Consider the following 24,390-nt stretch of genomic DNA (forward strand, 5'->3'; position numbering starts at 1 on the left):
CTTCCCTGCACTTCGAATGCCCGGCCCGCTCGTGGCAGGCGCGCGCCCAGGAACATGTGTTGCCAGTGTGACATATCGCGAACGCCCGTGACCGATAAGGGCGTCACGGTCACTGCGCACTACATGCCCAGCGACTTCAACAAATCATCGTGATCATTCGCGGGCGCAACCGGAACGCGGGCAGGCTGCGCAGCCTGCTCGAGCAGCGCATCCGGATCAAGAACCTCGTGGGCATCGAAGTCGTTGAGCTGGATGAACTCCGCACGATCGACGGCAAGCTCGAGGTAGAAAACGTTGTGCCCACCGGTGTAGAAGGTGACCCGGCGTGCCTCCGGGTTGTCGAGCTTGGTGTCGACGCTGAGGATGACCTGCTTGTTGAGCACCAGCATCTTGGGCTGGTTCTGCGTGATATGGGTCTGGAGCTGGCGCCCCACCTTGCCGGTAAAGTCGCCGACGATCTGGTTCATGAGCTCACCCATGACATTGCTGACCTCGTCCGACGTGTGCGATGCGGCGAGTTCGCTCGACGCCATTCCCATGCTGAGCAGATACTTCTGGTACAGCTCCATGGCTGCCGGAGCCGAAAAATTAATGACGACCAAACCGGAAAAACCGCCATCGAAGAGCACGAAACAGCCGATATCAGGCTTGAGGCAGGTCTTGGAAATGCGCTGGACCATCCCGGAGTAGCGGATCTCGCTCTGTGTCGCCGCCGTGAGCACCTTGGCGACCGAATCGCACAGGCTTTTCAGGAGGTCTTCGGTACCGAAAACGACGGCGTTGTCTCGAGATCTGCTCATCAGTGGCATCCTTGTGCGCATGGAATGGCGAAACCCACTCTATACCACACTGCACGAGCTGTCAGCGGTTCGGATGGGCGGCGTCACGGCGCTCACCAGGGACGCACTCCCGACCAGGTGTATTGCGACGCTATCGGCGAACAAATGCTGCGGGCGGCATGACGATGAAAAGGCTGGCTCCGTCAGGGCCATGACCTAACCACACCATGAAGCGGGGCCAGAAGCCGGGAGGTATTGTGCGGGCGATTTGCCCGGGACGTGACGCGGTGCGGCTTCCTAGAATCGGTGCATCGATCCAGGGAGGCGGCGATGAAGGCAATCAAGGTGGCAGGGGTGCTGGGTGCGATGTTGTCCATGCTGACGCAGGCGGTTGGCGCGGCAACGGTGGAGCGTACGCTGAGCGCCGGACCGGCGCGTGTGTGGACTGCGGTCCTGGGCAGCGGGGTGCCCGTGCTGGCGGTCGATCATGAGCGTTTTGAGGCGACCATTGTGCTGGACGACGCCTTGCCAGTGAGCGTATCGGTGGATTGGGATGAGGTGGACGGAGGCACGCGCCTGGCGGGGATGGGGGAGTCCGCAGACTCCGACGGATTCCGGCGGTGGGTCGAGGGGGTTGAGCGGGTCGCGCTGGAGCAGGTGCAGCGTAACCGCTACTGTCGTGGTCTGCAGCCTGATCCGCGTCATGACGAGGTGCCGGAACCCAGCCTCGAGGCCGCGACCGATTGCGGGCTGAGCACTGGCAATTTTTCGTCCGCATTGCTCGAACTGGAGAAATGTGGCGATCATGAGACCACGCTGAAGCTGCTCAGCCTGTGTTCGCATCAGAACCATGCAGGTGGTCTGGTGCGTATTTCCCAGCTATACGAGATCGGTGCCGCCGTGCCCCGGCGCGCGGAACGTGCGACGCATTTTCTGGCGCGGGCGGCCTCGGCGGACAATACCGAGTATCACATCAGTGCCAAGACGCTATACGCCACGGCCTTGTATTTTGGTGTTGGCGTGCCGGTGGATCGGCCCCGCGCGCTGGCCTTGTTCCAGACGGCTGCAAGTCTTGGTGACAGTGCGGCGGACGAGTTTCTGCGAACCGGCACGCATTCAGCGTGGCGACGCATCGATGGACGCCTGTTCCGTGACCCGGACTTTGTGGAGCTGCGGCCATGAAAGCCATTGCCCTGCGTGGCGTGCTTGCGTGGTTGCTGTTGCTGCAGGGGCCCGTCGCACAGGCGGAGGATGAGGGGGATCTCAGCTACCGCCACTTTGTGGACAGCCCACGTCGGATCAAGTGTCTGTATGGCTACGTCGCTGAAAAAACGGGCGACCACGTATCTGCAGTCAGGATTTTCGAGGACTGCATTGCGCGCTGGAACGATGTGTATTCGATGATCTGGCTGGCACAGATGCTGGAATCGGGCGTAGGGGTTGCCCGCGACGAAGCCCGTGCCGCGCGGCTGATGGAGCGCGGGGCTATGAGCGATGAGGTGGGTGGCTATGCGACCCTGGCGCGCTATCACTGGGGGATGGCATTGGCGCAGGGACGAGGCGTGGATGCCGACCCGGCACGCGCAAGACATTGGCTGCAGCGCGCCGCGGACGAGGGCGACGTATTGGCCGCAGACGCCCTGCTGCGCTGGCGCGAAGCGGATTGAGCGCGGTCGGATCGGTATCCGCGTGATTTGCCCGTCAGTTGCCGAAGCCGATGCGGCGGGCGAGGCGGACCAGTTCGAAGTCGTTAGCAGCGCCGAGCTTGGTCTTGATCTGATAGTGGGTGTTATGCACGGTCTTGGGGCTGAGTGACAAGGTGGTGGCGATGTCGGCAACCGACCGGCCGTCCAGCAGCAGGCGCAGGATCTCGCTTTCGCGTGGTGTCAGTTGGTCGGAAGGGCCGCGTTCGCCCTCTCCGCGCAGCTGGCGAACTTCCTGCGCAAGGTCGGGGCTGATAAAGGTGCGCCGTCCAGCCACGGTGTTGACGGCCTGTAGCAATACCTCTGGCGGACTGCTTTTGGTGACATAACCCAGAGCGCCGGCCTCCAGCGCACGGAGTGCCCACAGTGCATCACGATGCATGCTGAAGCCAAGCAGGCGGGCCGAGTGGTCGCGCTGGCGGATACGCGCAATCACTTCCAATCCGCCAAGATCGGGCAGCGCCAGGTCGACGATACAGAGGTCGGGCTGGCGCTCACGCCACAGGCGCATGCCGTCTTCGCCGGTACCCGCCTCAGCAATTACCGTCATCGTGCCTTGCAACTCCAGCAAGCGGCGATACCCTTGCCGGACGACGGCATGGTCGTCGATCAGCAGCAACTGGATCATGTGGCGCCCCACGTGCCTGCCGGGAGTTCGACCCGCAACTGCGTGCCTTGTCCCGGCGCGCTGATCCATTCCACCGTGCCACCCAGCGCGTAAGCCCGTTCGCGGATACCCAGTCGCCCGAGCCCTTCCAGTACCGGACCGGCGGTGTCGCCTTTGCCGTCATCGCGGATGGACAGGCGCAAGCGGTCGCCATTGCGTTGAAGATCGATCTCGATCTGACGGGCATCGGCGTGACGAAGGGCGTTGGTCAGCCCTTCCTGAACGATGCGGTACAGGTGGATGATCAGCGTTGGCTCGAGCGTGTCGAGCAGGCCCTGATGATGGAATTGAATGCTGGGCGCGCCACTGTGCATGCGCTTGCAGTCGGCAATCAGTTGCTCCAGTCCGGCGATCAGACCGAAGGCTTCCAGCCTTGGCGGGCGCAGACGGTGAACAATGTTCTGGATGCTCTCGTGCATGCGGGCGAGGGTTTCGCACAGGCTGTCCAGCACGGACGTCAGCGGCGCGTGAGCGGTCGACGCGGCTAGCGACTGTCTGAGGTAGGCGGCGTCGGCACGCAGCGAGGTCAGGTGTTGCCCCATGTCGTCATGCAGTTCGCGGGCCAGGTAGTGGCGCTCGTCCTCGCGGACATCGAGCAGATGTGTTGCAAGCCTGCGCTCGGCGGCTCGGGTCGTGGCCAGTTGGGCGGCAAGACTGTTGAACTCGTTTGCGATCCGGCGGAATTCATCGAGCTCGAAGGCGGGCAGGCGCACCGTGGTGTCGCCGCCCTCGAGCCGGCCGACGGCGGCAAGGATCTGGTCGGCGGGGCGCAAGGCGCGGCGGACGGGGCGCACGATCACCGCTGCCAGCACCGCCAATGCGGCCCAGCCGACCAGCACCAGATACATCGACGACAGCCAGTGTGAGGCTTCGGTGTGCCAGTCCGGGCGGACATGGATATGGCCCACCGCGACGCCGGGCGCACGCAGCAAGGGGCGGACGCTGGTGTCAGCTGGTGTGTGCAGGGCCTCCAGCCAGCGGGCAACGACCCCGGCGCCTGAGCGAGGGGGAGAGGGGCGCACGCAGGCAGCACCAATCTGCCGCGACCACAGGTCTTCCACTTGCACACAAAACGCCAGCCGACGTGCGAGGGGTTCCAGCACGGCAAGATCCACCCGGATGGATTCGCGGTTGAACACATCGGCCTGGCGGGGCTGATCCTGGTTCAGCAATTGCTGGATGACGGCTGCAGTGTCGGGCGTGTCCGCCAGCGCCTGTTGCCGGATCTGCCAGCCGTGCGCTGCCAGCAACAGCAGCGTCAAAAGGCAGGCGAAGGCCAGTAGCCGTTGCAGCAGGCTGCGCTGCAGATCGAGGGCCGCCCGGGTGGGGCCGACAAGCGGCCTGGCCGCATCAGGCGCAGGCGGCGGTGTCCTATCGAGTCGATTCGTGGATTCGGCTTCGGGCGGCATGGTGCGTCATTTCCCCCCTGATCGGCATCGGCGCCCAATGCTACCGGCGCAGCACAGGCAAATTGCCCGCCCGCAGGCCGTGCGGGGCACGGCCCACCGGCCCGACGCTATGATCAGCGCCACCTCGGATGCATATCGACTAGGACCGAGCCCACGCCCAGGAGACACATGATGCCACTGTACGCGAACACCGCCCCGCCGTCAGCCGCCCAGACACATGGGCGCGCGCATGAGCCCTGCACTCACGACCATGCCCGCCACGGCCTCGTCAGTGCGAGCCGCCGCCAATGGGCGAAGGGGCTGGTCGCCGCGCCACTCCTGGCCGGGCCCTGCGTGCAAGCCTATGCTGGCAGCCTCGAGCCTCAAGAGGGGCCCGCCTTGAGCGCAGCGGCGATGGCGGCCCGCTTCACCAGCCTCGCCGAGGGCCTTTCCGCCGTAGCACGCATCGAGCCGTTCACCATCACGCCAGCCGATCTGCCCTGGACGCAGGCCTTGGGGCTGCTTGATGCCGGGCAACAGGTGTCCTTTTTCCTCGATGGGCTGTGGTGGTTCAGCAAGGATCATGGACGCTGGCTGGAGCCGGGCTTCGTGTTCTTCGCCCGCGTAGCTGGAACAACGGGCAACAGCGCCATCCACAACTGCATGCAGAACACCGGAACACTGACCGCGGACAGGGCCGGAACCTTGCAGATCGCGCGCTCCGTCGGCGAGTTTGCAAGCCCGCAGGGCGAACTGTGGGTGCCGCTCGAACAGTACCTCGCGGCTCAAGGCCAGGTGGAAGGCGTCGCCATCGTATGGAGCGGCGACGCGCATGAAGGCCTGCTCGCCCTGTCTGCGCGCGGCGACGCGCATGGCATGATTCGTTCCGAATTGCAGCGCATGCGCCAGGAACGCCTGATGCCCAAGGGCTGGCACAACTTCTTCGCCTTTGGCGATGGCGGAATCTTCAGCGAGGCGCCAAGGGGCGACATCGCATGCGAAACACACAAGAACGTCGGCATCCTGCAGTACCCGCTCGCCGACCAGCCTTTACGCCCCGGGCTGCAGCTGGAATGGACCTGGGTGGTCGACCGCCTGCCTTCGGCCCTGCCCGAGGACGCGTTGCTGAACCACGACTATCTGTCGATCGCCATCGAGTTCGACGACGGCCAGGACATCACCTACATGTGGAGCTCGACCCTGCCGGTCGGCACGGCCTTCCGTTGCCCGATCCCGGGCTGGAACGCCATCGAGACGCACGTCGTGCAGCGCAGCGGGACGGACACGCTGGGACAGGAACTACACGAGCGCTGCGACCTGTTCCGCGACTATCAGCGTCTGGTCGGTGGCCAGGCCACCCGCGTCGTCAGGATCTGGCTGATCGCGAACTCGCTCTTCATGCGCCAACACGGTCAATGCGCATACCGCAAGATCGCGATCGGTCAGCCCGACCGCTTGCAGGTGGTGCTCTAGCTGGAATGGGGAGGGGGCAGCCGAGTCCCTCCGGGCCAGGCCTGCCCGCTCCCCTGCTCCGCGCCGCCGACGGCGCCGCGATCAGCTCGTCAGCGCGCGTCCGATCACCAGCTTCTGGATGTCGCTCGCACCTTCGTAGATCTGGCACACGCGCACGTCGCGGTAGATGCGCTCGACCGGGAAGTCGGTGACGTAGCCATAGCCGCCGTGCACCTGGATGGCATCCGAGCAGACGCGCTCGGCCATCTCGGAGGCGAACAGCTTGGCCATCGAAGCCTCCTTGAGGCAGGGGCGACCGGCGTCCTTGAGGGTGGCGGCGTGCCACACGAGCTGGCGCGCGGCTTCGAGCTGAGTCGCCATGTCGGCGAGGCGGAAGTTGACCGCCTGGTGCTCGAAGATCGGCTTGCCGAAGCTCTCGCGCTCCTGCGCATACTTGACCGCCGCCTCGAGCGCGGCGCGCGCCATGCCCAGGCACTGCGCGGCGATGCCGATGCGGCCGGCCTCTAGGTTGGAGAGCGCAATCTTGTAGCCCTCGCCTTCGGCGCCGATCACCGAGTCGGCCGGGACGCGGCAGTTCTCGAACAGGATCTGGGTGGTGTCGGAAGCCTTCTGGCCCATCTTCTCCTCGATGCGGCCGACCTGGTAGCCAGGCGCATCAGCCGGCACCAGGAAGCAGGTGATGCCCTTCTTGCCGGCGCTCTTGTCGGTCACCGCGAACACGATGGCGACATCGGCATGCTTGCCGGTGGTGATGAACTGCTTGACGCCGTTGAGCACCCATTCGTTGCCTTCGCGGACCGCGCTGGTGCGGATCGCCGAGGCATCGGAGCCGACATGCGGCTCGGTAAGGCAGAAGCAGCCGAGCTTCTCGCCACGGGCGAGCGGCTTCAACCAGGCCTCCTTCTGCGCATCGTTGCCGAAGCGGTTGATGATCCCGCAGGGCAGCGAGTTCTGCACGCTGACGATGGTCGAGGTGGCGCCGTCGCCAGCCGCGATCTCTTCCAGCGTCAGCACCAGGCTCATGTAGTCCATGCCGGCGCCGCCCCACTCTTCGGGCACCACCATGCCGAGCGCGCCGAGTTCAGCGAGCTCATTCAGCGCCTCGCGCGGGAAGGTGTGGTTGCGGTCCCATTCGGCGGCGAAGGGGGCCAGGCGCTCCTGCGCAAAGGCGCGCATCGAGTCGCGGATGAGTTCCTGTTCCGGGGTAAGAATCATTGCACTGCTGTCCTTGTAGAAATCTCTGCTGGGAGCGCAGCAGGGCCACCTCGTGGGCGTCCCCACTGCCGTCGTTCGGAATCAGCCGCAGGCCACCGCGGTATCGACCTCGATCGCCATCGCCGTGGCCTCGCCACCGCCGATGCACAGGCTGGCCACACCGCGCTTGAGGCCGCGCTTGCGCAGCGCGCCGATCAGCGTGACCAGGATGCGCGCACCCGAGGCGCCGATCGGGTGACCGAGCGAGCAGGCGCCGCCGTTCACGTTGACCTTGTCGTGCGGCAGCTTCATCTCGTGCATCGCGGCCATGGTGACGACCGCGAAGGCTTCGTTGATTTCCCACAGGTCGACGTCGTCGGTGCTCCAGCCGGCCTTCGCCAGCACCTTCTGCATCGCGCCCACCGGCGCGGTGGTGAACCACTGCGGCTCCTGCGCATGAGTGGCATGGCCAACGATGGTGGCGACCGGCTTGAGGCCGAGCTTGTCGGCGGTGGACCGCCGCATCAGCACGAGGGCGGCGGCACCGTCGGAGATCGAGCTCGAATTGGCCGGGGTCACCGTGCCGTCCTTCTTGAATGCGGGCTTGAGGCCCGGGATCTTGTCGATCTGCGCCTTCAGCGGCTGCTCGTCCTTGTCGACGAGGACATCGCCCTTGCGGCCCGGCACGGTGACCGGTGCCACCTCCCAGGTGAAGTCTCCGTTGTTGATTGCAGCCTGGGCACGGGTGGTCGAGGCGATTGCGAACTCGTCCTGGGCCTGGCGGCTGAAGCTGAAGTGGCTGGCGCAGTCCTCTGCAAAGGTGCCCATCAGGCGCCCCTTGTTTTCCTTCGAGTAGCTGTCTTCCAGACCGTCGAGGAACATGTGGTCGAACATCTGGCCATGGCCGAGGCGGTAGCCGCCACGCGCCTTCGGCAGCAGGTAGGGGGCGTTGGACATCGACTCCATGCCGCCGGCGACCATCACCTCATTGCTGCCGGCGAGGATGAGATCGTGTGCCAGCATGGTGGCCTTCATGCCCGAACCGCACACCTTGTTGATGGTGGTGCAGCCGGCCGACAGCGGCAGCCCTGCACCGAGCACGGCCTGGCGGGCGGGCGCCTGACCTAGGCCGGCAGGCAGCACGCAACCCATGATCACTTCCTGTACCTGCTCTGGTGCCAGGCGGGCGCGCTCCACCGCCGCCTTGATGGCGATAGCGCCGAGCTGCGGCGTGGTCAGGCTGGACAGCTCGCCCTGGAAGCCGCCCAGCGGCGTGCGGGCGACGGACACGATGACGACGGGATCGGACATGCAGTTCTCCTGTTGAGGCTGTTCGAATGAAGTGTGGATAGGCTCAGCTACCGAGCGTCTCGAGCGCTGCCATGTAGCGCGGCAGCAGGTCTTCGCGACGACTGACGTTGAGGCCGAGATCTCGGATCAGGCCGTCCTTGAGGCCGTAGATCCAGCCGTGGACGGTGAGTGGCTGGCCGCGTTGCCAGGCGTCCTGCACCACCACGGTCTGGGCAACGTTGAGCACCTGCTCGAGCACGTTGAGCTCGCACAGGCGGTCGTGGCGCAGTTCGGGCGGCAAGGCGTTGACCTCGTCCAGATGGCGGACGTGGACGTCCTGCACGTGCCGCAGCCAAAGGTCGACGAGGCCGACGCGGGCACGCTCGAGCGCGGCCTTGACGCCGCCGCAGCCATAGTGGCCGACGACCATGATGTGCTTGACCTTGAGCACATCGACCGCGTACTGGACCACGGCAAGGCAGTTGAGGTCGGTATGCACCACCACATTGGCGACATTGCGATGGACGAAGACCTCGCCCGGCAGCAAGCCGACGATCTGGTTTGCCGGCACACGCGAATCGGAACAGCCGATCCACAGATAGTCCGGCGTCTGCAGATGCGACAGCTTCTCGAAGAAGCCAGGGTCGAGTTGCTGTACCTGACGTGACCAGGCCTGGTTGTAGTCGAAGAGGTGGAACAGGTTCTCGTTGCGGACCTCGTCCTCGGACCAGGTGGCAAGGTCGAGGGCGAGAAAGATCGTGCCTTCGATCGGTGAGGGGTAATAGGCAGGCGCCTCGGTGAAGCCGAGCTCGCGGTAAAGCTTCAGCGCAATGCGCATCGCCGGCTGGGTGTCGAGCAGGATGCGCCGGTAGCCCAAGGATTGGGCCGCCTTGATCGCCTCCATCGCGAGCTGGCGGCCAAGGCCATGACCACGCGCATCGGGATCGACATAGAGCCGCTTCATCTCGCACACACCCTCCGAGAAGCGGCGAACGCCTACGCAACCGGCCGGCCGGCCATCGAGCTCGGCGTAGAACAGCCGGCCATCGGCTTCTCCATACGCCCCGGGCAGGTTGGCAACCTCGTCAGCAAAGCCCTGGTAGCTCAGGTCAACGCCCAGCCACGCCGCATAGTTGCGGAAAAACTGGCGGACATGGCCGATTTCGACGGTATCCGACGCGCCGAGTGCGATGATGCGACTGCTCATTCAACTTTCCCCCTGGGTTTCTTCAGGCGGCGCTACGCCCGGCTGCCCTCAGCCGGATCGCTCGCTCTTGCCCTGCATGGCCATGATGGTCTGCTGCATGATCGCGCACAAGGTCCATTGCTCGTCACGGATGGCGAACACCTCGGCACGCGTGATGATCAGCGTGCGGCCCGGCTTGATCACCTCACCGCGTGCTACCAGGCGCTGGCCGTCTGCAGGGGCAACGAGGTTGAGCTTGTACTCAACGGTGAGCACGCTGGTATCAGCGGGGGTCAGTGTGTTGGCGGCATAGCCCGCGGCCGAATCGGCGATCATGCCGACCACCCCGCCATGGATATAGCCGTGCTGCTGCGAGATCTCGGCCTTGAACGGCAGATGGATCTCGGTGTAGCCGGGCTCGACGATCGCCAGTTCTGCACCGATCAGCTGCATTGCCTGCTGCAGGCCAAAGCTGGCACGCACACGCGCAGCGTAGCCCGGGTCCTTGGGCTGGAACTGGGGCATCTCCGGTCTCATGCGTCACCTCTTCAGTCGATTGGGGGCTCTTTCCCGAGCTTGACGTTTACGTTAACGTAAACTGCAGCGCAAAAAAAGCGGGCGAGCGCTTTCAGCTCACGCTTGCCCGCTGGATGCGACGCGCGAGTTCGGCGCGTGCAGCGGCGGCGCCCTCCGCGTTGTCGCCGAGCAATGCCTGGCACTGCTGCTCAAGCATGTCGATTTCGTCCAGCACAGCCTCGATGTCCTTGCGCTGCTGCTCGAGTGCAGCGCGGCGCACAGTAAGTACGCCCAGAAAGCGCTGCAGCTGCGTGCTCGAGTTGCGCACGCCGCCGTACATGTCGAGCAGTTCGCGGATCTCGGCAAGCGAGAGGCCGAGCCGCTTGCCGCGCAAGGTGAGCTTGAGACGGGTGCGATCGGCCTTTGTATAGACACGCGCCCGGCCTGCGCGAGCCGGGGTCAACAAACCCTGGTCCTCGTAGAATCGGATGGCACGCGGGGTGATGTCGAACTCGCGCGCAAGTTCGGTGATGGAATAGGTTTCTTCGTTACCCATGTTCAGTTATGCCCGCGGCGCAGGCAACAGCTGCGCAGACCGACATCAAACCCTTGTTTTGTCTGAAAATAACAACACAATCGCAAAAGTTAAACAGATTCCGGGCCATTCTTCAATCGGCACCCACCGGCCACGCCCCCGACCACAACCTGAGCGCAAGAACGCGAACCATGCTTAGCTACCCGATCGACCAACTTCCCGACGCCGGCCACACGCTCGAAATTGCACCCGGCGTGCGCTGGGTACGCATGAAGCTGCCCTTCGCCCTCGATCATATCAACCTGTGGCTGCTCGATGACGGCGACGCGCTCACCGTCATCGACTGCGGCTACGGACAGGACGACACGCGTGCCGCATGGACGGCGATCTTCGCTGCCGACCCGCGCCCGGTGCGCAGGGTGATCGTCACCCACCACCACCCCGACCACCTCGGCCTCGCGACCTGGCTGGCGGCGCGCGATGGTGCCACGATCCACATGACACAGGGGGAATTCCTCGCCGCCCACGCCATCTGGCATCAGCTGCCGGGCTACTGTGTACCGGACATGGTCGCTCAGTTCCGCCGCCATGGCCTCGACGCAGCACGGCTCGAAGCCCTTGGCGCACGTGGCAACGCCTACCGGCGCGGCGTGCCCGAACTGCCCGGCACGTTCAGCCGGTTGTTCGCCGGCAGCGAGCTGCAGATCGGCGGCCACAACTGGCGTGTCATCGTCGGCCACGGTCATGCCCCGGAACATGCGAGCCTGCACTGTGCGGAGCTCGGGATCCTGATCTCAGGCGACATGCTGCTGCCGCGCATCTCGACCAACATCAGCGTCTACGCGGCCACGCCCGACGACGACCCGCTGGGCTGGTTCATCGACTCGCTACGGGCACTATGCACATTGCCCGAATACACGCTCGTGCTACCATCGCACGGCAAACCTTTCAAGGGCATCAGGGTCCGCGTGGACCAGCTCATCGAGCATCACCGCGAGCGCTGTGGCGCGCTGCTCAATGCTTGCAGCACGCCCAGCAGCGCGGGCGACCTGCTCGGGACGCTGTTTCCCCGCGAACTCGATACCCATCAGGTCATGTTCGCCATGGGGGAGGCCATTGCCCACCTCAACCATCTCGAGAGGCAGGGAGCACTCTCGAGAGAGGTCGATGCGAGCGGCCTGGTCCGCTTCACCACTTGCCGTTAGCCCGCCCCGCGCGACCACAGGAGCCCAAACAACATGGCTGCACCCAGCAACGACCCCCAGAAGGCAGAACTGCCCGATCCGCAAGAAGTCGCCAAGACCTACGCCGAGGTGGCGCGCCGCGCCTCGCACCTGATCAGCGACCATGTGCAACGCCAGCTCAAGAAAGGCGTCTCTGCGCCAGCCGACGAGCTCGGCATCGCCCAGGCCTTCATGGACATGATGGCCAAGCTGCTGTCGAACCCCTACAAGCTCGCCCAGGCGCAGATGAACCTGGTGTGGGACTACTTCTCGCTGTGGCAGCACTCGATGATGCGCTTCGCCGGCCTCAATGCCGCGCCGGTCGCCGCACCCGAGAAGTCCGACAAGCGTTTCAAGGACGAGGAGTGGGAGCAGCACTTCCTGTTCGACTTCATCAAGCAGTCCTACCTGATCGCCGCGCGCCACATCCACGACACGGTCAGCGGCGTCGACGGCCTCGACGAGCAGACCCAGAAGAAGGTCAACTTCTACACCCGCCAGTACATCGACGCGCTGTCGCCGTCGAACTTCGCGATGACCAACCCCGAGGTCTTCCGCGAGACGGTCAAGAGCCACGGCCAGAACCTGCTCAAGGGCCTCAACAACCTGCTGCGCGACGTCGAGGACGGCGGCGGCAACCTGCGCGTGAAGATGACCGACACCACGGCTTTCGAGCTGGGCAAGAACGTCGCCACCACGCCGGGCAAGGTCGTGTTCCAGACCGAGATGATGCAGCTGCTGCAGTACACGCCGAGCACCGACAAGGTGCTCAAGAAGCCGCTGCTGATCGTTCCGCCCTGGATCAACAAGTTCTACATTCTCGACCTGCGCGAGAAGAACTCCTACATCAAGTGGGCGGTGGACCAGGGCCACACCGTATTCGTGATCTCCTGGGTCAACCCGGACGAGCGCCTGGCCGAGAAGAGCTTCGACGCCTATGTGCAGGAAGGCGTCGTGGCCGCACTCGAAGCCATCGAGAAGCAGACCGGCGAGAAGGAAGTCAACGCCGCCGGCTACTGCCTGGGCGGCACCCTGCTCGCCACCACCCTGGCCTACCTTGCCGGCAAGCGCCAGAAGCGCATCGCCTCGGCGACCTTCTTCACCACGATGACCGATTTCACCGATCCGGGCGAGCTCGGCGTGTTCATCGACGAAGGCCAGGTCACCAGCCTCGAGAAGAAGATGTTCGAGCGCGGCTATCTGGAAGGTTCGGAGATGGCCGGCACCTTCAATATGCTGCGCGCCAACGACCTCATCTGGTCCTTCGTGGTCAATAACTACCTGATGGGCAAGGACCCCTTCCCGTTCGATCTGCTGTACTGGAACTCCGACTCCACGCGCATGCCGGCGACCATGCACAGCTTCTACCTGCGCAGGATGTACATGGAGAACCGCCTCATCGAGCCGGGCGGCATCGAGATCGACGGCGTGCCGATCGACCTCGGCAAGATCAAGGTGCCGTGCTACTTCATCTCCACGATCGAAGACCACATCGCACCGTGGAAGAGCACCTACATGGGTGCGCGCCGCTTCGGTGGCCCGGTGCGCTTCGTGCTCGGCGGTTCCGGCCACATTGCCGGCATCGTCAACCCGCCTGCCGCCAACAAGTACGGCTACTGGGTCAACCCGGCTGCCAAGCTGGCCGAAACCGCGGACGCCTGGTTCGAAGGCACGCAGCAGCACCCGGGCTCCTGGTGGACCGACTGGCAAGCCTGGGTCACGTCGCATGACGGCGAACAGGTCGAGGCGCGCGATCCGGCCAAGGGCAAGATCAAGCCGATCGAGGACGCTCCTGGCAGCTTCGTGAAGATCCGCGTGGACGCCAAGGCTGCCGCCTGAGCCTTGCCTAGCCACTCCGGGGAGGGGGAACCCTCCCCTTTTTCGTTGACGATCGACCCGATGACGCATCCAGACGTCCGCCTGGTACTCGACACCAATACCGTGCTCGCACTGTGGATGTTCCGCGACCCAGCGCTCGCCGCGCTGCGCGACTGGATCGAACGCAGCCGGCCGCCTCTGCTGGCGTGTGCAGACACGCTCGGCGAGTTGCGTGCCGTGCTCGGCTACGCCCAGTTCGGCCAGGGCCTCGAGGCCCGCGAAGCACTGCTGTCGGCCTACCGCGGACGGATTCGCGAGATCGCGATGCCGCCTGCCCCGACACTGCCGGCCTGCAAGGATCCCGATGACCAGAAGTTCCTCGAACTGGCCGTGGGCGCCGGCGCGACCCACCTGCTCACACGCGACCGCGCACTGCTGAAGATGGCGCGCAGGCGCGGTATCTCCGGCCTTCTCGCCATCGTCACGCCCGAGGCGTTCAGCCGCCAGCTTGCTCCCTGAGGCTGCGGCGAAGGGCACACAGGTAGCGCAGCCCCTCCGCGGCCCGACTGCCGTACCAGGAAACCATCTCGCCGTCGACGAGCTGCGCCGGGAGGGCGGACAGACCGGCAACTTCGGTCACATGCAGGTCGCGAAACCTGTAGGGCTCGCTCGACAGCAGCACGCGCTCCACCTGCGCGAGCCAGGGCTCACCCCACTCGAAGGCGGGGTAGCGCGCTGCGCCCTGCGCACCGCCATGGCGCGCCGGCAGGGTCTCCCAACCGACCTCGGCGAGCGTCGCCGCGATATAGGTGTCACGCGCCACCGTCATCCACGGCTCGCGCCAGATCAGATAAAGAACGCGCTCATCATCGAGCTCCGCACGCAGCGCAGCAGCCTCGTCGAGGGCTGCGCGCAACTCGGCGGCAAGCAGCGCTGCACGCTGCGCGGCCGAGAACACCCCGCCCAGCAGATCGAAGAGGCGCAAGTTGTCCTGCGGGGAGCAGGGATGCGTGACGACGATGTGGGGCACGAAGGCGGCAAGCTCGTCCACCGTCTCACGCCTGTTCTCGTCGATGTTGACCAGCACATGGGTGGGCTCGAGCTCGCGAATTCGCTCCAGCCGGACGTCCTTGGTGCCCCCTACTTTCGGCACCGCACGCAGCGCTTCGCGCGGGTGCACACAGAACCCCGTGCGACCGACCACTTGCCCGCCAAGGCCGAGCGCAAACAGCAGCTCGGTGAGCGAGGGCACCAGCGACACGATGCGCGCACCACCGTCCGCCCGTTCATGGCGCTGCCCGCCATCGTCGTCCCAAGCCTCCCTCCTCGTCACTCCTGGCTGCTGTGCAATCAACGTATGTCCTCCACATCCGGCAGCGCATTGTAGTACGCCTCAAAGCGCGCTCCACTGCGCCCTGCGGGAAACCCGACTAGCGCCGAAACGCAGGTTGTGAAAAGCTGTCGGCTCTTGCGTTGGCCGATCGACAGCCTGTCACGCCATGATCTGGTGTCCTGCCGCGCACGCCCTCGTGACGGACACCCCCTGCACGTACGGGCGACCACGCTCTCACCCTCGTTGACACGACCCAGGAGGAATCCATGAAGAAACTGACCGCCATTGCCGCTGCCTTTGCCCTCGTCGGCACCCTCGGTGCCGCACCGGCCCAGGCGCAGCAGAAGTTCGTCACCATCGGCACCGGTGGGGTCACAGGCGTCTATTACGCCGCAGGCGGCGCAATCTGCCGTCTGATCAACAAGGACCGCGCCCAGCACGGCCTGCGCTGCTCGGTGGAGAGCACCGGCGGCTCGGTATACAACGTAAACACCATCAAGGCTGGCGAGCTCGACTTCGGCGTCGCCCAGTCCGACGTGCAGTTCAACGCCATCAACGGCAAGGCACAGTTCGCCGAAGGTGGCGCCGTGTCCGACCTGCGCGCGGTGTTCTCGCTGCATCCTGAGCCGCTCACCATCCTCGCCCGCAAGGAAGCCGGTGTCGCGAAGATGGAAGACTTCAAGGGCAAGCGTTTCAACGTCGGCAACCCGGGGTCGGGTCAACGCGCCACGATGGACATGCTGCTGCCCGCGATCGGCATGTCGACCTCGGACTTCTCGCTGGTGTCCGAGCTGCGCCCGGATGAGCATGGCTCGGCGCTGTGCGACAACAAGATCGACGGCTTTGCCTTCGTTGTCGGCCACCCGGCGGCGAACATCCAGGACGTGACCACGACCTGCGGCGCCAAGCTGGTGTCGATCACCGGAGCCGGCGTGGACAAGCTTGTGGCTGAGCACCCCTATTTCGCCAAGGTCTCGATTCCGGGCGGGATGTACGCCAACAACCCCGATCCGGCTGAAACCTTCGGCGTGGTGGCGAGCTTCGTGACCTCGGCCAAGGTACCGGCTGACACCGTCTACACGATGGTCAAGGCCGTGTTCGAGAACTTCGAGGATTTCAAGAAGCTGCACCCTGCCTTCGCCAACCTCGATCCCGCGCACATGATCAAGGACGGCCTGTCGGCCCCGCTGCACGAGGGTGCGGTGAAGTACTACAAGGAGAAGGGCTGGATGTAAGTCCGCCGGCCGGCACCCTTCGGGCGGTGCCGGATGCTCTTCAGACAACGGCGGCGGGCGCCCAGCCCCCCGCCGTTGTCGTCTCCGATCCGACTTCGAGGGGCGCTGCTCATGACCCGCAAAAATGACAACAAGGACAACTTCGAGCTGTCCGACGAAGAACTGCAGAAAATCGTTGCCGAAGCCGATACCGGCGGACGCAAGCCCACCGGCCTGACCGCCAACGTGCTGCTCGTGGTGGCGCTGGCATGGTCGCTGTTCCAGCTCTGGATTGCCTCGCCGCTGCCCTTCTCGCTAGGCGTGTTCGTGTTCAACGACACCGAGGCACGTGCAATCCATCTCGCCTTCGCCGTGTTCCTGGCCTTTGCTGCCTACCCCGCGCTCAAGCGCTCGCCACGCGACCGCGTGCCGATCCAGGACTGGATCCTCGCCGGCGCAGGGGCCTACTGTGCGGCCTACCTGTTCCTGTTCTACCGCGAGCTGTCGACCCGCCCCGGCCTGCCCACCGACATGGACATTGCCACCGCCGTGGTCGGCCTCACCCTGCTGCTCGAGGCCGCGCGCCGCGCACTTGGCCTGCCGATGGTGATCCTCGCCGTCGTGTTCCTGTGCTACATCTTCTTCGGCCCGTACATGCCGGACGTGATCGCCCACCGCGGCGCCTCGCTGGCCAAGGGCATGAGCCACATGTGGCTGACCACCGAGGGCGTGTTCGGCGTGGCACTCGGCGTGTCGACCAGCTTCATCTTCCTGTTCGTGCTGTTCGGTGCGCTGCTCGAGACCGCAGGCGCGGGCGCCTACTTCATCAAGTCGGCGATCGCGCTTCTCGGCCACATGCGCGGCGGTCCGGCCAAGGCCGCCGTGGTCGCATCGGCCAGCACCGGCCTGATCTCCGGCTCGTCGATCGCCAACGTGGTCACCACCGGCACCTTCACGATCCCGCTCATGAAGAGTGTGGGCTACCGTGCCGACAAGGCGGCGTCGGTCGAGGTCGCCTCCTCGGTCAACGGCCAGATCATGCCCCCGGTGATGGGCGCCGCGGCCTTCCTCATGGTCGAGTACGTCGGCATCACCTACGTGCAGGTGATGAAGCACGCCATCCTGCCCGCGCTGATCTCGTACATCGCGCTGTTCTACATCGTGCACCTCGAGGCCCTGAAGATGGACCTGAAGGGCCTGCCGCGACGCGAGCCGCTGCCCTGGCAGAAGGCGGTGATCACGACGCTGATGACCTTCTCCGGGCTGGTGATCCTGTCCGCGGTAATCTACTGGGGCTTTGGCTGGATCAAGGACCTCTTTGGCGACGGCGCCTTCATCGTGGTCGGCGTGCTGATGCTCATTGCCTACATCTTCATTGTCCGCCATGGCGCGAAGTACCCCGAACTGCACCTCGAGAAGCCGGGCGAGACCATGGAGTACCTGCCCGAGATCGGCCCCACGCTCAAGTCCGGCCTGCACTTCCTGCTGCCGGTAGCAGCGCTGATCTGGAACCTGATGGTCGAGCAGCTCTCGCCCGCGCTGTCGGCATTCTGGGCGACGCTGTTCCTGATGTTCATTCTCGTCACCCAGCGCCCGCTGTTCGCGTTGTTCCGCGGCACCGGTGCGCTCGGCGCCGCAACCCGCCAGGGCTTCCACGACCTGCTGTCGGGTCTTGTCACCGGCGCGCGCAACATGATCGGCATCGGCATCGCCACCGCCACCGCAGGCGTGATCGTCGGCACAGTGACCCTGACCGGGATCGGCCTGGCGATGACGGAGCTGGTCGAGGTACTCTCGGGCGGCAACCTGATGATCATGCTGGTGCTGGTCGCAGTCATCTGCCTGATCCTCGGCATGGGGCTACCGACCACGGCGAACTACATCGTGGTGTCGTCGCTGATGGCGCCGGTGATCGTCGAGCTGGGGGCGCAGAGCGGGCTGCTGGTGCCGCTGATCGCGGTGCACCTGTTCGTGTTCTACTTCGGTCTGATGGCCGACGTGACGCCGCCTGTGGGCCTGGCCTCTTATGCCGCGGCCGGCATCGCCAAGAGCGACCCGATACGCACCGGCCTCACCGCATTCGGCTACAGCCTGCGCACCGCAGTACTGCCCTTCATGTTCATCTTCAACACGCAATTGCTGCTGATCGGCATCGACAGCAGCTTCCAGCTCGTGCTGACGATCGTCACCGCCACGGTGGCAAGCATGATGTTCGCCGCGGCGACCCAGGGCTTCTTCATCGCCAGGAACCGCATCCACGAGACCATCCTGCTGTTGCTGGTCACCTTCACCCTGTTCCGGCCCGGGTTCTGGATGGACATGCTCTATCCGCCCTACGACGAGGTCGCGCCAACCGAGCTCAGCCGGCTGGTGGAGGAGGCACCGCGCAACGGCAAGCTGCGGATATGGATCGAAGGCATGAGCCTGGAAGGCCGCGACATCTCCAAGGGTGTGCTGCTGCCGCTGGGCGAGCGCGGCCCGGCACGCGAACGGCTCAACGCGATGGGCCTGACCGTGATGTCCCTTGGCGACGATGTCCAGATCGCCGCGGTGCGCTTCGGCAGCCAGGCGGAGAAGCTGGGCCTCGAGCAGGGCTTCACCATCACGACGATCGAGCTGCCCTCGGGTGAGCGCCCCGCCAAGGAGTGGATGTTCGTCCCGGCCTTCGTGCTCCTGGGCCTGGTCTATGCAATGCAGAAACCCAGACAGCGGCGCCGGGAAACCGAAGCCGAGGCCTGAGCCCGCTACGCAGAAAGGCCGCCCCTCCGGTTGGAGCGGGCGGCCTTTTCATGTGCAGTAAGCGCGGGCGCTCAGATCAGCGAAGGGCCATCGACGATTGCCGCCGCATCCTTCTCGGTGATGCGCACGCTTGCGTTCATGATGACCAGGGCGATCAGCCAGTCGTGCAGGCGCTCACGATCCTCGCCCTCGAGCGCAACGAAGCGGCAACCCGCCTGCGCCGTCGCGGCGATGCAATTGACGACCTGGGCGCGCCCCCTGATCAGATCAGGCACCCCCTCTCGATGCAGCACGAAGCCGAACAAGGCCCCCTCGGCCAAGCCGGCTTCGGCACCGACCGAGAAGCCCTCAACCGAGATGTCGCGCAAGGCCCGGCGGCCCAGGCCGTCGATATCGACCCAGAAGCAGGGCTCGCCACGGCGCAGCGCAAGGAAGCGCTGGATGCGCCTGCGCTCGCCGCTGTCCTCACCGGACTCACCCGCCGACGGCTGAGCGGGACTGGGCACGCCCGACTGGACGACGCTCATTTACCCTTGCGCTCCTCGCGCACACGGGCGATGAGCTGGTCCGTCACCTTGAGCGTATTGACGTGGCTGCCACTGAGCGAGGCAGACGTCACATATGTGCCATCGATGACCACGGTGGGAACACCCTGGACCTTCATCGCCCGAGCGAGCTGGTCCGCGCGCTGCACCAGCGAATTCACCCCGAAGGACTTGTAGGCATCCATGAACTTGGCCGGGTCGGCCACCTTGCCACTCACCCACTCACGCACCTGCTCCTCGGTAAACAGCGGGCGCTTTTCCTCCTGAACGGCCACGAACACCGCACCGTGAATGGCGTCGAGCTGACCTGACACCTCGGCCGCGTAGTAAAGCCGCGCAAGCCCGGTGAGCTGCGCGTTGTTCCAGATCGCCGGCACTGCGCGGAAGGAAACGTCCTCGGGGAGCTTCTTTTTCCAGTCGCTGATCAGCGGATCGAAATCACGGCAGTGCGGGCAGCCGTAGTGGAAGAACTCGACGACCTCGATCTTGCTCGGATCATCCCCCTTCTGCGGCGGATTCAACACGGTGAACGGGCTCTGCGCCCAGCTCACGGATGCGGTCGGCAAGGCAAGGGCGAGGGCGCTGAGTTTGAGTGCATCACGACGATTCATGCTGTGCTCCGTTGGCTGTCAGGTCAATCAGACGCTGCGGTGTGCCGGGCGTTCCCGGCCGCCACATCTGGAGATCAAGGGTTGCCGCGGCTTACCGAGGCATTGAAGCCGGCCTCGGCCAGACGCGCGCGCATCGGGTTCATGTCTTCCGGGCGCGCGAAGGGGCCGATCCGGACCCGATGCACCACCCGCCCATCTTCGAGCTGGGCGCGCTGGGCGCTGGCCTGGATGCCGGACAGGGCCAGGCGGGCCTTCAGATTGTCGGCCTCGCTCGGATTCTCGAATGCTCCGACCTGCAGGTACAGACGCTCGACCGGTCGCGCGACTGCATCCTCGACCGGCGCCTGGAGGGTCGGCGGGGTGGTCGGGGTCGGGGCCTGGGCCGGCACGTTCTCACCCTGCGGGAGGATGCGGTAGAACTCGAAATCCTGCTTGACCACCGGGCGATCGCCCGGCTTGCCCGGCAAGGCGGCGGGGCCGTTGTCGGGCGCCTGCACGCGCGGCGCGACCGGCGCGGGCTGGAAAGGGTTGGCACGGGTGAAGTACCAGGCGGCACCGGCTGCGATCAGCGCACCGAAGACCAAGCCGATGAAAATGCCGATCAGCGTCCCGCCGGCGCTCCTGGCCGGCGCGCGGGCGGCACGCGCCGGCTTGCGGTCTCGACTCACGATTGCGCTCCCCGCATCACATCGACTCGGGCGCGGACACGCCCAGCATCTTCAGGCCGGTGACGAGCACCTGGCGCACCGCGGCGGCAAGCGCCAGGCGGGCGAGCTTGAGCGCCTCGTCCTCGACCAGCATGCGCTCGGCGTTGTACCAGCTGTGGAAGTCGGCAGCGAGATCCTTGAGGTAGAAGGCGATCTGGTGCGGTGCGTAATCCGCAGCCGCGTTCTGCACCAGCTCGGGGAAGCTCGCCAGACGGGCGCACAGGGCAAGCTCACGCTCGTTCTGCAGCAGACCGAGATCGGCCGCGGCCAGCTCGACCGCCTCGCCACCCCACTGGTTGAGCACCGAGCACACCCGGGCATGGGCGTACTGCACGTAGTACACCGGATTCTCGTTGCTCTGGCTCTTGGCAAGATCGAGGTCGAAATCCAGGTGCTGATCGGACTTGCGCAGCACGTAGAAGAAGCGGCAGGCGTCGTTGCCGACTTCGCGGCGCAGCTCGCGCAGGGTGACGAACTCACCCGAGCGGGTGGACATCGAGGTCTTTTGGCCGTTGCGGTACAGCACTGCGAACTGCACCAGCGCCACCTCGAGCTTCTCGGGCGGCAGGCCGAGCGCGGCGATGGCGCCCTTCACGCGCGGGATGTAGCCGTGGTGGTCGGCACCCCAGATGTCGATGACGCGATCGAAGCCGCGCTCGTACTTGTTGAGGTGGTAGGCGATGTCAGAAGCGAAGTAGGTGTACAGACCGTTCTCGCGCTGCACGACGCGGTCCTTCTCGTCACCGAAAGCGGTGGAGCGGAACCACTTCGCGCCGTCCTGCAGGTAGATGTGACCCTGCTTCTCGAGCTGAGCGACCGCGCGCTCGACCAGGCCGGTGTCGAACAGGCTCTGCTCGGAGAACCACTTGTCGAAACGCACGCCGAATTCCTGCAGGTCCTCGCGGCCATCGCCGAGCTGCTCGTTGAGCGCGAAGCCATGCACCCAGGGGTAATCCTCGCCCAGCAAGCGCTTGGCGTTGGCGATCAGCGCGTCGAGGTGCTCCTCGCGCTGCTGCTTGGCCTCGTCGTCCTTGCGATCGGCCGGCGGCAGGCCGGGGGTGCCGGCGAGGATCTGCTCGGCGCTGACCCTGGCGAAGCGATCCTGATGCGCGTCGCGCATCTCACGGCCCATGTCGATCACGTAGTCGCCCTGGTAGGCATTCGGCGGGAACGGAATCTCGATACCGAAGAAAGCCAGGTAGCGCAGCCAGGTCGACAGCGCCAGGATGTCCATCTGGCGTCCGGCGTCGTTGACGTAATACTCGCGGGTGACGTCATAGCCGGCAAACGCCAGCACGTCCGACAACGAGGCGCCGTAGGCCGCACCGCGGCCGTGGCCGACATGAAGCGGGCCGGTCGGGTTGGCGGAGACGAATTCGACCTGCACCTTGACGCCCTTGACGTCGCCACGGCCAAACCCCGCGCCCTTGCCAAGCACCTCGCGCACGACCGCTGTCTTGGCGCTTGCGGCCAGGGTGAAGTTGATGAAACCGGCTCCGGCAACCTCCGCCTTCTCGACCAGCTTCGAGGCCGGAAGCTCGGCGAGCAGCAGACCAGCGAGCTCGCGCGGATTGCGTTTGAGCGGCTTGGCCAGTTGCAGCGCGAGGTTGGTGGCGAAATCACCGTGGCTCGCCTGCTTCGGGCGCTCCAGCAGGATGGGCGTATCGACCAGGTCGGGCGCCACGCTCTTCAGCGCGGTCTTGAGCAGGTCGGTCAACAGGACTTTGGGGTCGGCGCTCATGGCACTCGGGATGGATTCGAAACGCGCGATTATAGCGGAAGGCAGCCTCGGGCCCGGTCGAGGATGTGAGCGCAGATTGCGCGCCGTGGCAGGCGTCACGCACAGGCGGCGTTCCCCCGCCGTCGCTTTCCGGCTAAAGTCCCGGGTTTGCGTCTGCCCGGCTTCCCAACGTGCGCCTCTTCCGCCTCGCCAAGATCGTCTCCGTGAGCCTGCGCTTCGGCCTCGACCGCATGGTCCTCGACGCCGACAGCAGCGGACGCCTTGAACGCATATGGCATACGATCTTCTTCTGGCGGACGTTTTCCCAGCCGCGCGGCGCACGCCTTCGCCAGGCGCTCGAGTCGCTGGGACCGATCTTCGTCAAGTTCGGCCAGATGCTGTCCACCCGGCGCGACCTGCTGCCCCCCGACCTCGCCGACGAGCTGGCGCTGCTGCAGGACCGCGTCCCCCCTTTCCCCACCGAGCAGGCGCTGGCGGTACTGGAGGGCTTCTACGGCAAACCGATCGACGAGGTCTTCGACGACTTCGAGCGAACCCCGGTCGCCTCTGCCTCGGTGGCGCAAGTGCACTTCGCCCTCCTGCCCGACGGCACCGAGGTCGCCGTCAAGGTGTTGCGCCCCGGCATCGAGCGCGTGATCGAGCACGATCTTGCGCTGCTCGAGGTCGCTGCCGTGCTGCTCGAGAAGATCTGGCCCGAGGGCCGTCGCCTGAAGCCGCGCGAGGTCGTCGCCGAGTTCAGCAAGTACCTGCACGACGAACTCGACCTGATGCGCGAAGCCGCCAACTGCTCGCAACTGCGGCGCAACTTCACGGAGTCCTCGCTGCTCATCGTGCCCGAAGTGCATTGGGACTGGTGCGGCAGCAAGGTCATGGTGATGGAGCGCATGCGCGGCGTGCCGATCTCGCAGACGCCCGCGCTGCTCGCCCAGGGCACCGACCTGTCGGCGCTGTCGCGCGCCGGCGTGGAGATCTTCTTCACCCAGGTGTTCCGCGACGGCTTCTTCCATGCCGACATGCACCCGGGCAACATCTTCGTGCACCGCGACGGGCGCTACATCGCGCTCGACTTCGGCATCATGGGCACGCTCAACGAGGTGGACAAGAACTACCTCGCCACCAACTTCCTCGCCTTCTTCAAGCGCGACTACCGGCGCGTGGCGCTTGCCCACATCGAAGCCGGCTGGGTGCCGGCGAAGACGCGCGTGGACGAGTTCGAGGCCGCGATCCGCACCGTGTGCGAGCCGATCTTCGACAAGCCGCTCAAGGACATCTCCTTCGGCAAGACCCTGCTGCGCCTGTTCCAGACCGCACGCCGTTTCGAGATGGAAGTGCAGCCCCAGCTCGTGCTGCTGCAGAAGACCCTGCTCAACATCGAAGGCCTCGGCCGCCAGCTCGACCCCGAGCTCGACCTGTGGAAGACCGCCAAGCCCTTCCTGGAGCGCTGGATGGATGAGCGCATGGGCATGCGTGCGCTGGTGCGCGGCGTCAAGGAAGAAGCACCGGCCTGGGCCGGCACGCTGCCGCAGCTGCCTCGCCTGGTGCACCATGCGCTGACCGAATCCGGCCGCCAGCAGAGCGCGCAACAGCAGCGCCTGGACGACCTGGCAGCCGGCCAGCGCCGGCTCACCCGCCTGCTGCTGCTGGTCGGCGCGGTCGCAGCCACCCTGCTCGGCCTCGAGCTGCATCGCCTGCTGGGCTGAGCCGAGCGGAGGCTGAACGAATCGGGCG

General features: G+C 65.5%; 22 protein-coding genes. 9 read left to right on the plus strand and 13 right to left on the minus strand.

The window, feature by feature from the left end; all coding sequences use genetic code 11:
- Nucleotides 1-119: 119 nt before the first annotated feature.
- Nucleotides 120-800: a DUF3334 family protein gene (locus tag C662_RS15765; protein WP_002931285.1), complete on the minus strand. Its 681-nt coding sequence runs from the start codon at nucleotides 798-800 to the stop codon at nucleotides 120-122.
- A gap of 309 nt (nucleotides 801-1,109) precedes the next feature.
- Here C662_RS15765 and C662_RS15770 point away from each other — a divergent pair, with 309 nt between their 5' ends.
- Nucleotides 1,110-1,961 (plus strand): tetratricopeptide repeat protein, encoded by an 852-nt coding sequence (locus C662_RS15770; RefSeq protein ID WP_002931287.1) that lies wholly within the window; start codon nucleotides 1,110-1,112, stop codon nucleotides 1,959-1,961.
- Nucleotides 1,958-2,446, plus strand: a complete 489-nt coding sequence (locus tag C662_RS15775; RefSeq protein ID WP_002931289.1) for a tetratricopeptide repeat protein — start codon at nucleotides 1,958-1,960, stop codon at nucleotides 2,444-2,446. Before C662_RS15770 ends, C662_RS15775 begins: the two co-directional genes overlap by 4 nt.
- A 34-nt stretch (nucleotides 2,447-2,480) precedes the next feature.
- Here C662_RS15775 and C662_RS15780 read toward each other — a convergent pair whose 3' ends face one another.
- Together C662_RS15780 and C662_RS15785 are read right to left on the minus strand one after the other, a co-directional pair.
- Nucleotides 2,481-3,110: a response regulator gene (locus C662_RS15780; RefSeq protein WP_002931292.1), complete on the minus strand. Its 630-nt coding sequence runs from the start codon at nucleotides 3,108-3,110 to the stop codon at nucleotides 2,481-2,483.
- Nucleotides 3,107-4,558 carry a sensor histidine kinase gene (locus tag C662_RS15785; RefSeq protein WP_002931294.1) on the minus strand — a complete coding sequence of 484 codons (1,452 nt, stop codon included), beginning with the start codon at nucleotides 4,556-4,558 and terminating at the stop codon, nucleotides 3,107-3,109. Before C662_RS15785 ends, C662_RS15780 begins: the two co-directional genes overlap by 4 nt.
- 168 nt (nucleotides 4,559-4,726) lie before the next feature.
- Here C662_RS15785 and C662_RS15790 point away from each other — a divergent pair, with 168 nt between their 5' ends.
- Nucleotides 4,727-6,010 (plus strand): DUF3047 domain-containing protein, encoded by a 1,284-nt coding sequence (locus tag C662_RS15790; protein ID WP_002931295.1) that lies wholly within the window; start codon nucleotides 4,727-4,729, stop codon nucleotides 6,008-6,010.
- Nucleotides 6,011-6,091: 81 nt separating this feature from the next.
- Here the strand turns inward: C662_RS15790 and C662_RS15795 are convergent, their stop codons facing one another.
- From C662_RS15795 to C662_RS15815, 5 genes are all read right to left on the minus strand, one after another.
- Nucleotides 6,092-7,225 carry an acyl-CoA dehydrogenase gene (locus C662_RS15795; protein WP_002931296.1) on the minus strand — a complete coding sequence of 378 codons (1,134 nt, stop codon included), beginning with the start codon at nucleotides 7,223-7,225 and terminating at the stop codon, nucleotides 6,092-6,094.
- Nucleotides 7,226-7,306: 81 nt separating this feature from the next.
- Nucleotides 7,307-8,515, minus strand: coding sequence for an acetyl-CoA C-acetyltransferase (locus tag C662_RS15800; protein ID WP_002931297.1), 1,209 nt, complete (start codon nucleotides 8,513-8,515; stop codon nucleotides 7,307-7,309).
- Nucleotides 8,516-8,558: 43 nt separating this feature from the next.
- Nucleotides 8,559-9,701 carry a carbonate dehydratase gene (can, locus tag C662_RS15805; protein WP_002931298.1) on the minus strand — a complete coding sequence of 381 codons (1,143 nt, stop codon included), beginning with the start codon at nucleotides 9,699-9,701 and terminating at the stop codon, nucleotides 8,559-8,561.
- Between the two features lie 48 nt (nucleotides 9,702-9,749).
- Nucleotides 9,750-10,217, minus strand: a complete 468-nt coding sequence (locus tag C662_RS15810) for a PaaI family thioesterase (protein WP_198291784.1) — start codon at nucleotides 10,215-10,217, stop codon at nucleotides 9,750-9,752.
- Nucleotides 10,218-10,308: 91 nt separating this feature from the next.
- Nucleotides 10,309-10,752 (minus strand): MerR family transcriptional regulator, encoded by a 444-nt coding sequence (locus tag C662_RS15815; protein WP_002931301.1) that lies wholly within the window; start codon nucleotides 10,750-10,752, stop codon nucleotides 10,309-10,311.
- A 170-nt stretch (nucleotides 10,753-10,922) separates the two neighbouring features.
- Here C662_RS15815 and C662_RS15820 point away from each other — a divergent pair, with 170 nt between their 5' ends.
- Genes C662_RS15820 through C662_RS15830 form a run of 3 tightly spaced genes read left to right on the plus strand, consistent with a single transcriptional unit; the run spans nucleotide 10,923 to nucleotide 14,291 of the window.
- Nucleotides 10,923-11,936, plus strand: coding sequence for an MBL fold metallo-hydrolase (locus C662_RS15820; RefSeq protein ID WP_002931305.1), 1,014 nt, complete (start codon nucleotides 10,923-10,925; stop codon nucleotides 11,934-11,936).
- A gap of 33 nt (nucleotides 11,937-11,969) precedes the next feature.
- Complete coding sequence (gene phaC, locus C662_RS15825; protein ID WP_002931306.1) at nucleotides 11,970-13,793, plus strand: class I poly(R)-hydroxyalkanoic acid synthase; 1,824 nt, start codon at nucleotides 11,970-11,972, stop codon at nucleotides 13,791-13,793.
- A gap of 60 nt (nucleotides 13,794-13,853) precedes the next feature.
- Complete coding sequence (locus C662_RS15830; RefSeq protein WP_002931307.1) at nucleotides 13,854-14,291, plus strand: putative toxin-antitoxin system toxin component, PIN family; 438 nt, start codon at nucleotides 13,854-13,856, stop codon at nucleotides 14,289-14,291.
- Here C662_RS15830 and C662_RS15835 read toward each other — a convergent pair.
- Nucleotides 14,269-15,105 (minus strand): helical backbone metal receptor, encoded by an 837-nt coding sequence (locus tag C662_RS15835; protein WP_002931308.1) that lies wholly within the window; start codon nucleotides 15,103-15,105, stop codon nucleotides 14,269-14,271. The genes C662_RS15830 and C662_RS15835 overlap by 23 nt on opposite strands.
- A gap of 266 nt (nucleotides 15,106-15,371) precedes the next feature.
- Here C662_RS15835 and C662_RS15840 point away from each other — a divergent pair, with 266 nt between their 5' ends.
- Entirely contained in the window at nucleotides 15,372-16,340 is a 969-nt protein-coding gene (locus tag C662_RS15840; protein ID WP_002931309.1) for a TAXI family TRAP transporter solute-binding subunit, read from the plus strand.
- A gap of 111 nt (nucleotides 16,341-16,451) precedes the next feature.
- Nucleotides 16,452-19,058 carry a TRAP transporter permease gene (locus C662_RS15845; protein ID WP_002931311.1) on the plus strand — a complete coding sequence of 869 codons (2,607 nt, stop codon included), beginning with the start codon at nucleotides 16,452-16,454 and terminating at the stop codon, nucleotides 19,056-19,058.
- A gap of 71 nt (nucleotides 19,059-19,129) precedes the next feature.
- Here C662_RS15845 and C662_RS15850 read toward each other — a convergent pair whose 3' ends face one another.
- The 4 genes from C662_RS15850 to argS all read right to left on the minus strand — a co-directional run bounded on the left by C662_RS15850 (nucleotide 19,130) and on the right by argS (nucleotide 22,662).
- Nucleotides 19,130-19,585, minus strand: coding sequence for a PilZ domain-containing protein (locus C662_RS15850; protein ID WP_002931312.1), 456 nt, complete (start codon nucleotides 19,583-19,585; stop codon nucleotides 19,130-19,132).
- The gene (locus C662_RS15855) at nucleotides 19,582-20,214 is read right to left on the minus strand and encodes a thiol:disulfide interchange protein DsbA/DsbL (RefSeq protein WP_002931313.1); all 633 of its coding nucleotides are present in this window, start codon (nucleotides 20,212-20,214) and stop codon (nucleotides 19,582-19,584) included. The genes C662_RS15850 and C662_RS15855 overlap by 4 nt, the downstream gene beginning before the upstream one ends.
- A gap of 74 nt (nucleotides 20,215-20,288) precedes the next feature.
- The gene (locus tag C662_RS15860) at nucleotides 20,289-20,882 is read right to left on the minus strand and encodes an SPOR domain-containing protein (protein WP_002931314.1); all 594 of its coding nucleotides are present in this window, start codon (nucleotides 20,880-20,882) and stop codon (nucleotides 20,289-20,291) included.
- Nucleotides 20,883-20,898: 16 nt separating this feature from the next.
- Nucleotides 20,899-22,662, minus strand: a complete 1,764-nt coding sequence (gene argS, locus C662_RS15865; protein WP_002931315.1) for an arginine--tRNA ligase — start codon at nucleotides 22,660-22,662, stop codon at nucleotides 20,899-20,901.
- Nucleotides 22,663-22,832: 170 nt separating this feature from the next.
- Between argS and ubiB the strand changes: the two genes are divergently transcribed.
- Complete coding sequence (gene ubiB / locus C662_RS15870; protein ID WP_002931323.1) at nucleotides 22,833-24,362, plus strand: ubiquinone biosynthesis regulatory protein kinase UbiB; 1,530 nt, start codon at nucleotides 22,833-22,835, stop codon at nucleotides 24,360-24,362.
- Nucleotides 24,363-24,390: the final 28 nt, after the last annotated feature.

The organism is Thauera sp. 28, from assembly GCF_000310145.2.
Taxonomy (GTDB): Bacteria; Pseudomonadota; Gammaproteobacteria; order Burkholderiales; family Rhodocyclaceae; genus Thauera; species Thauera mechernichensis.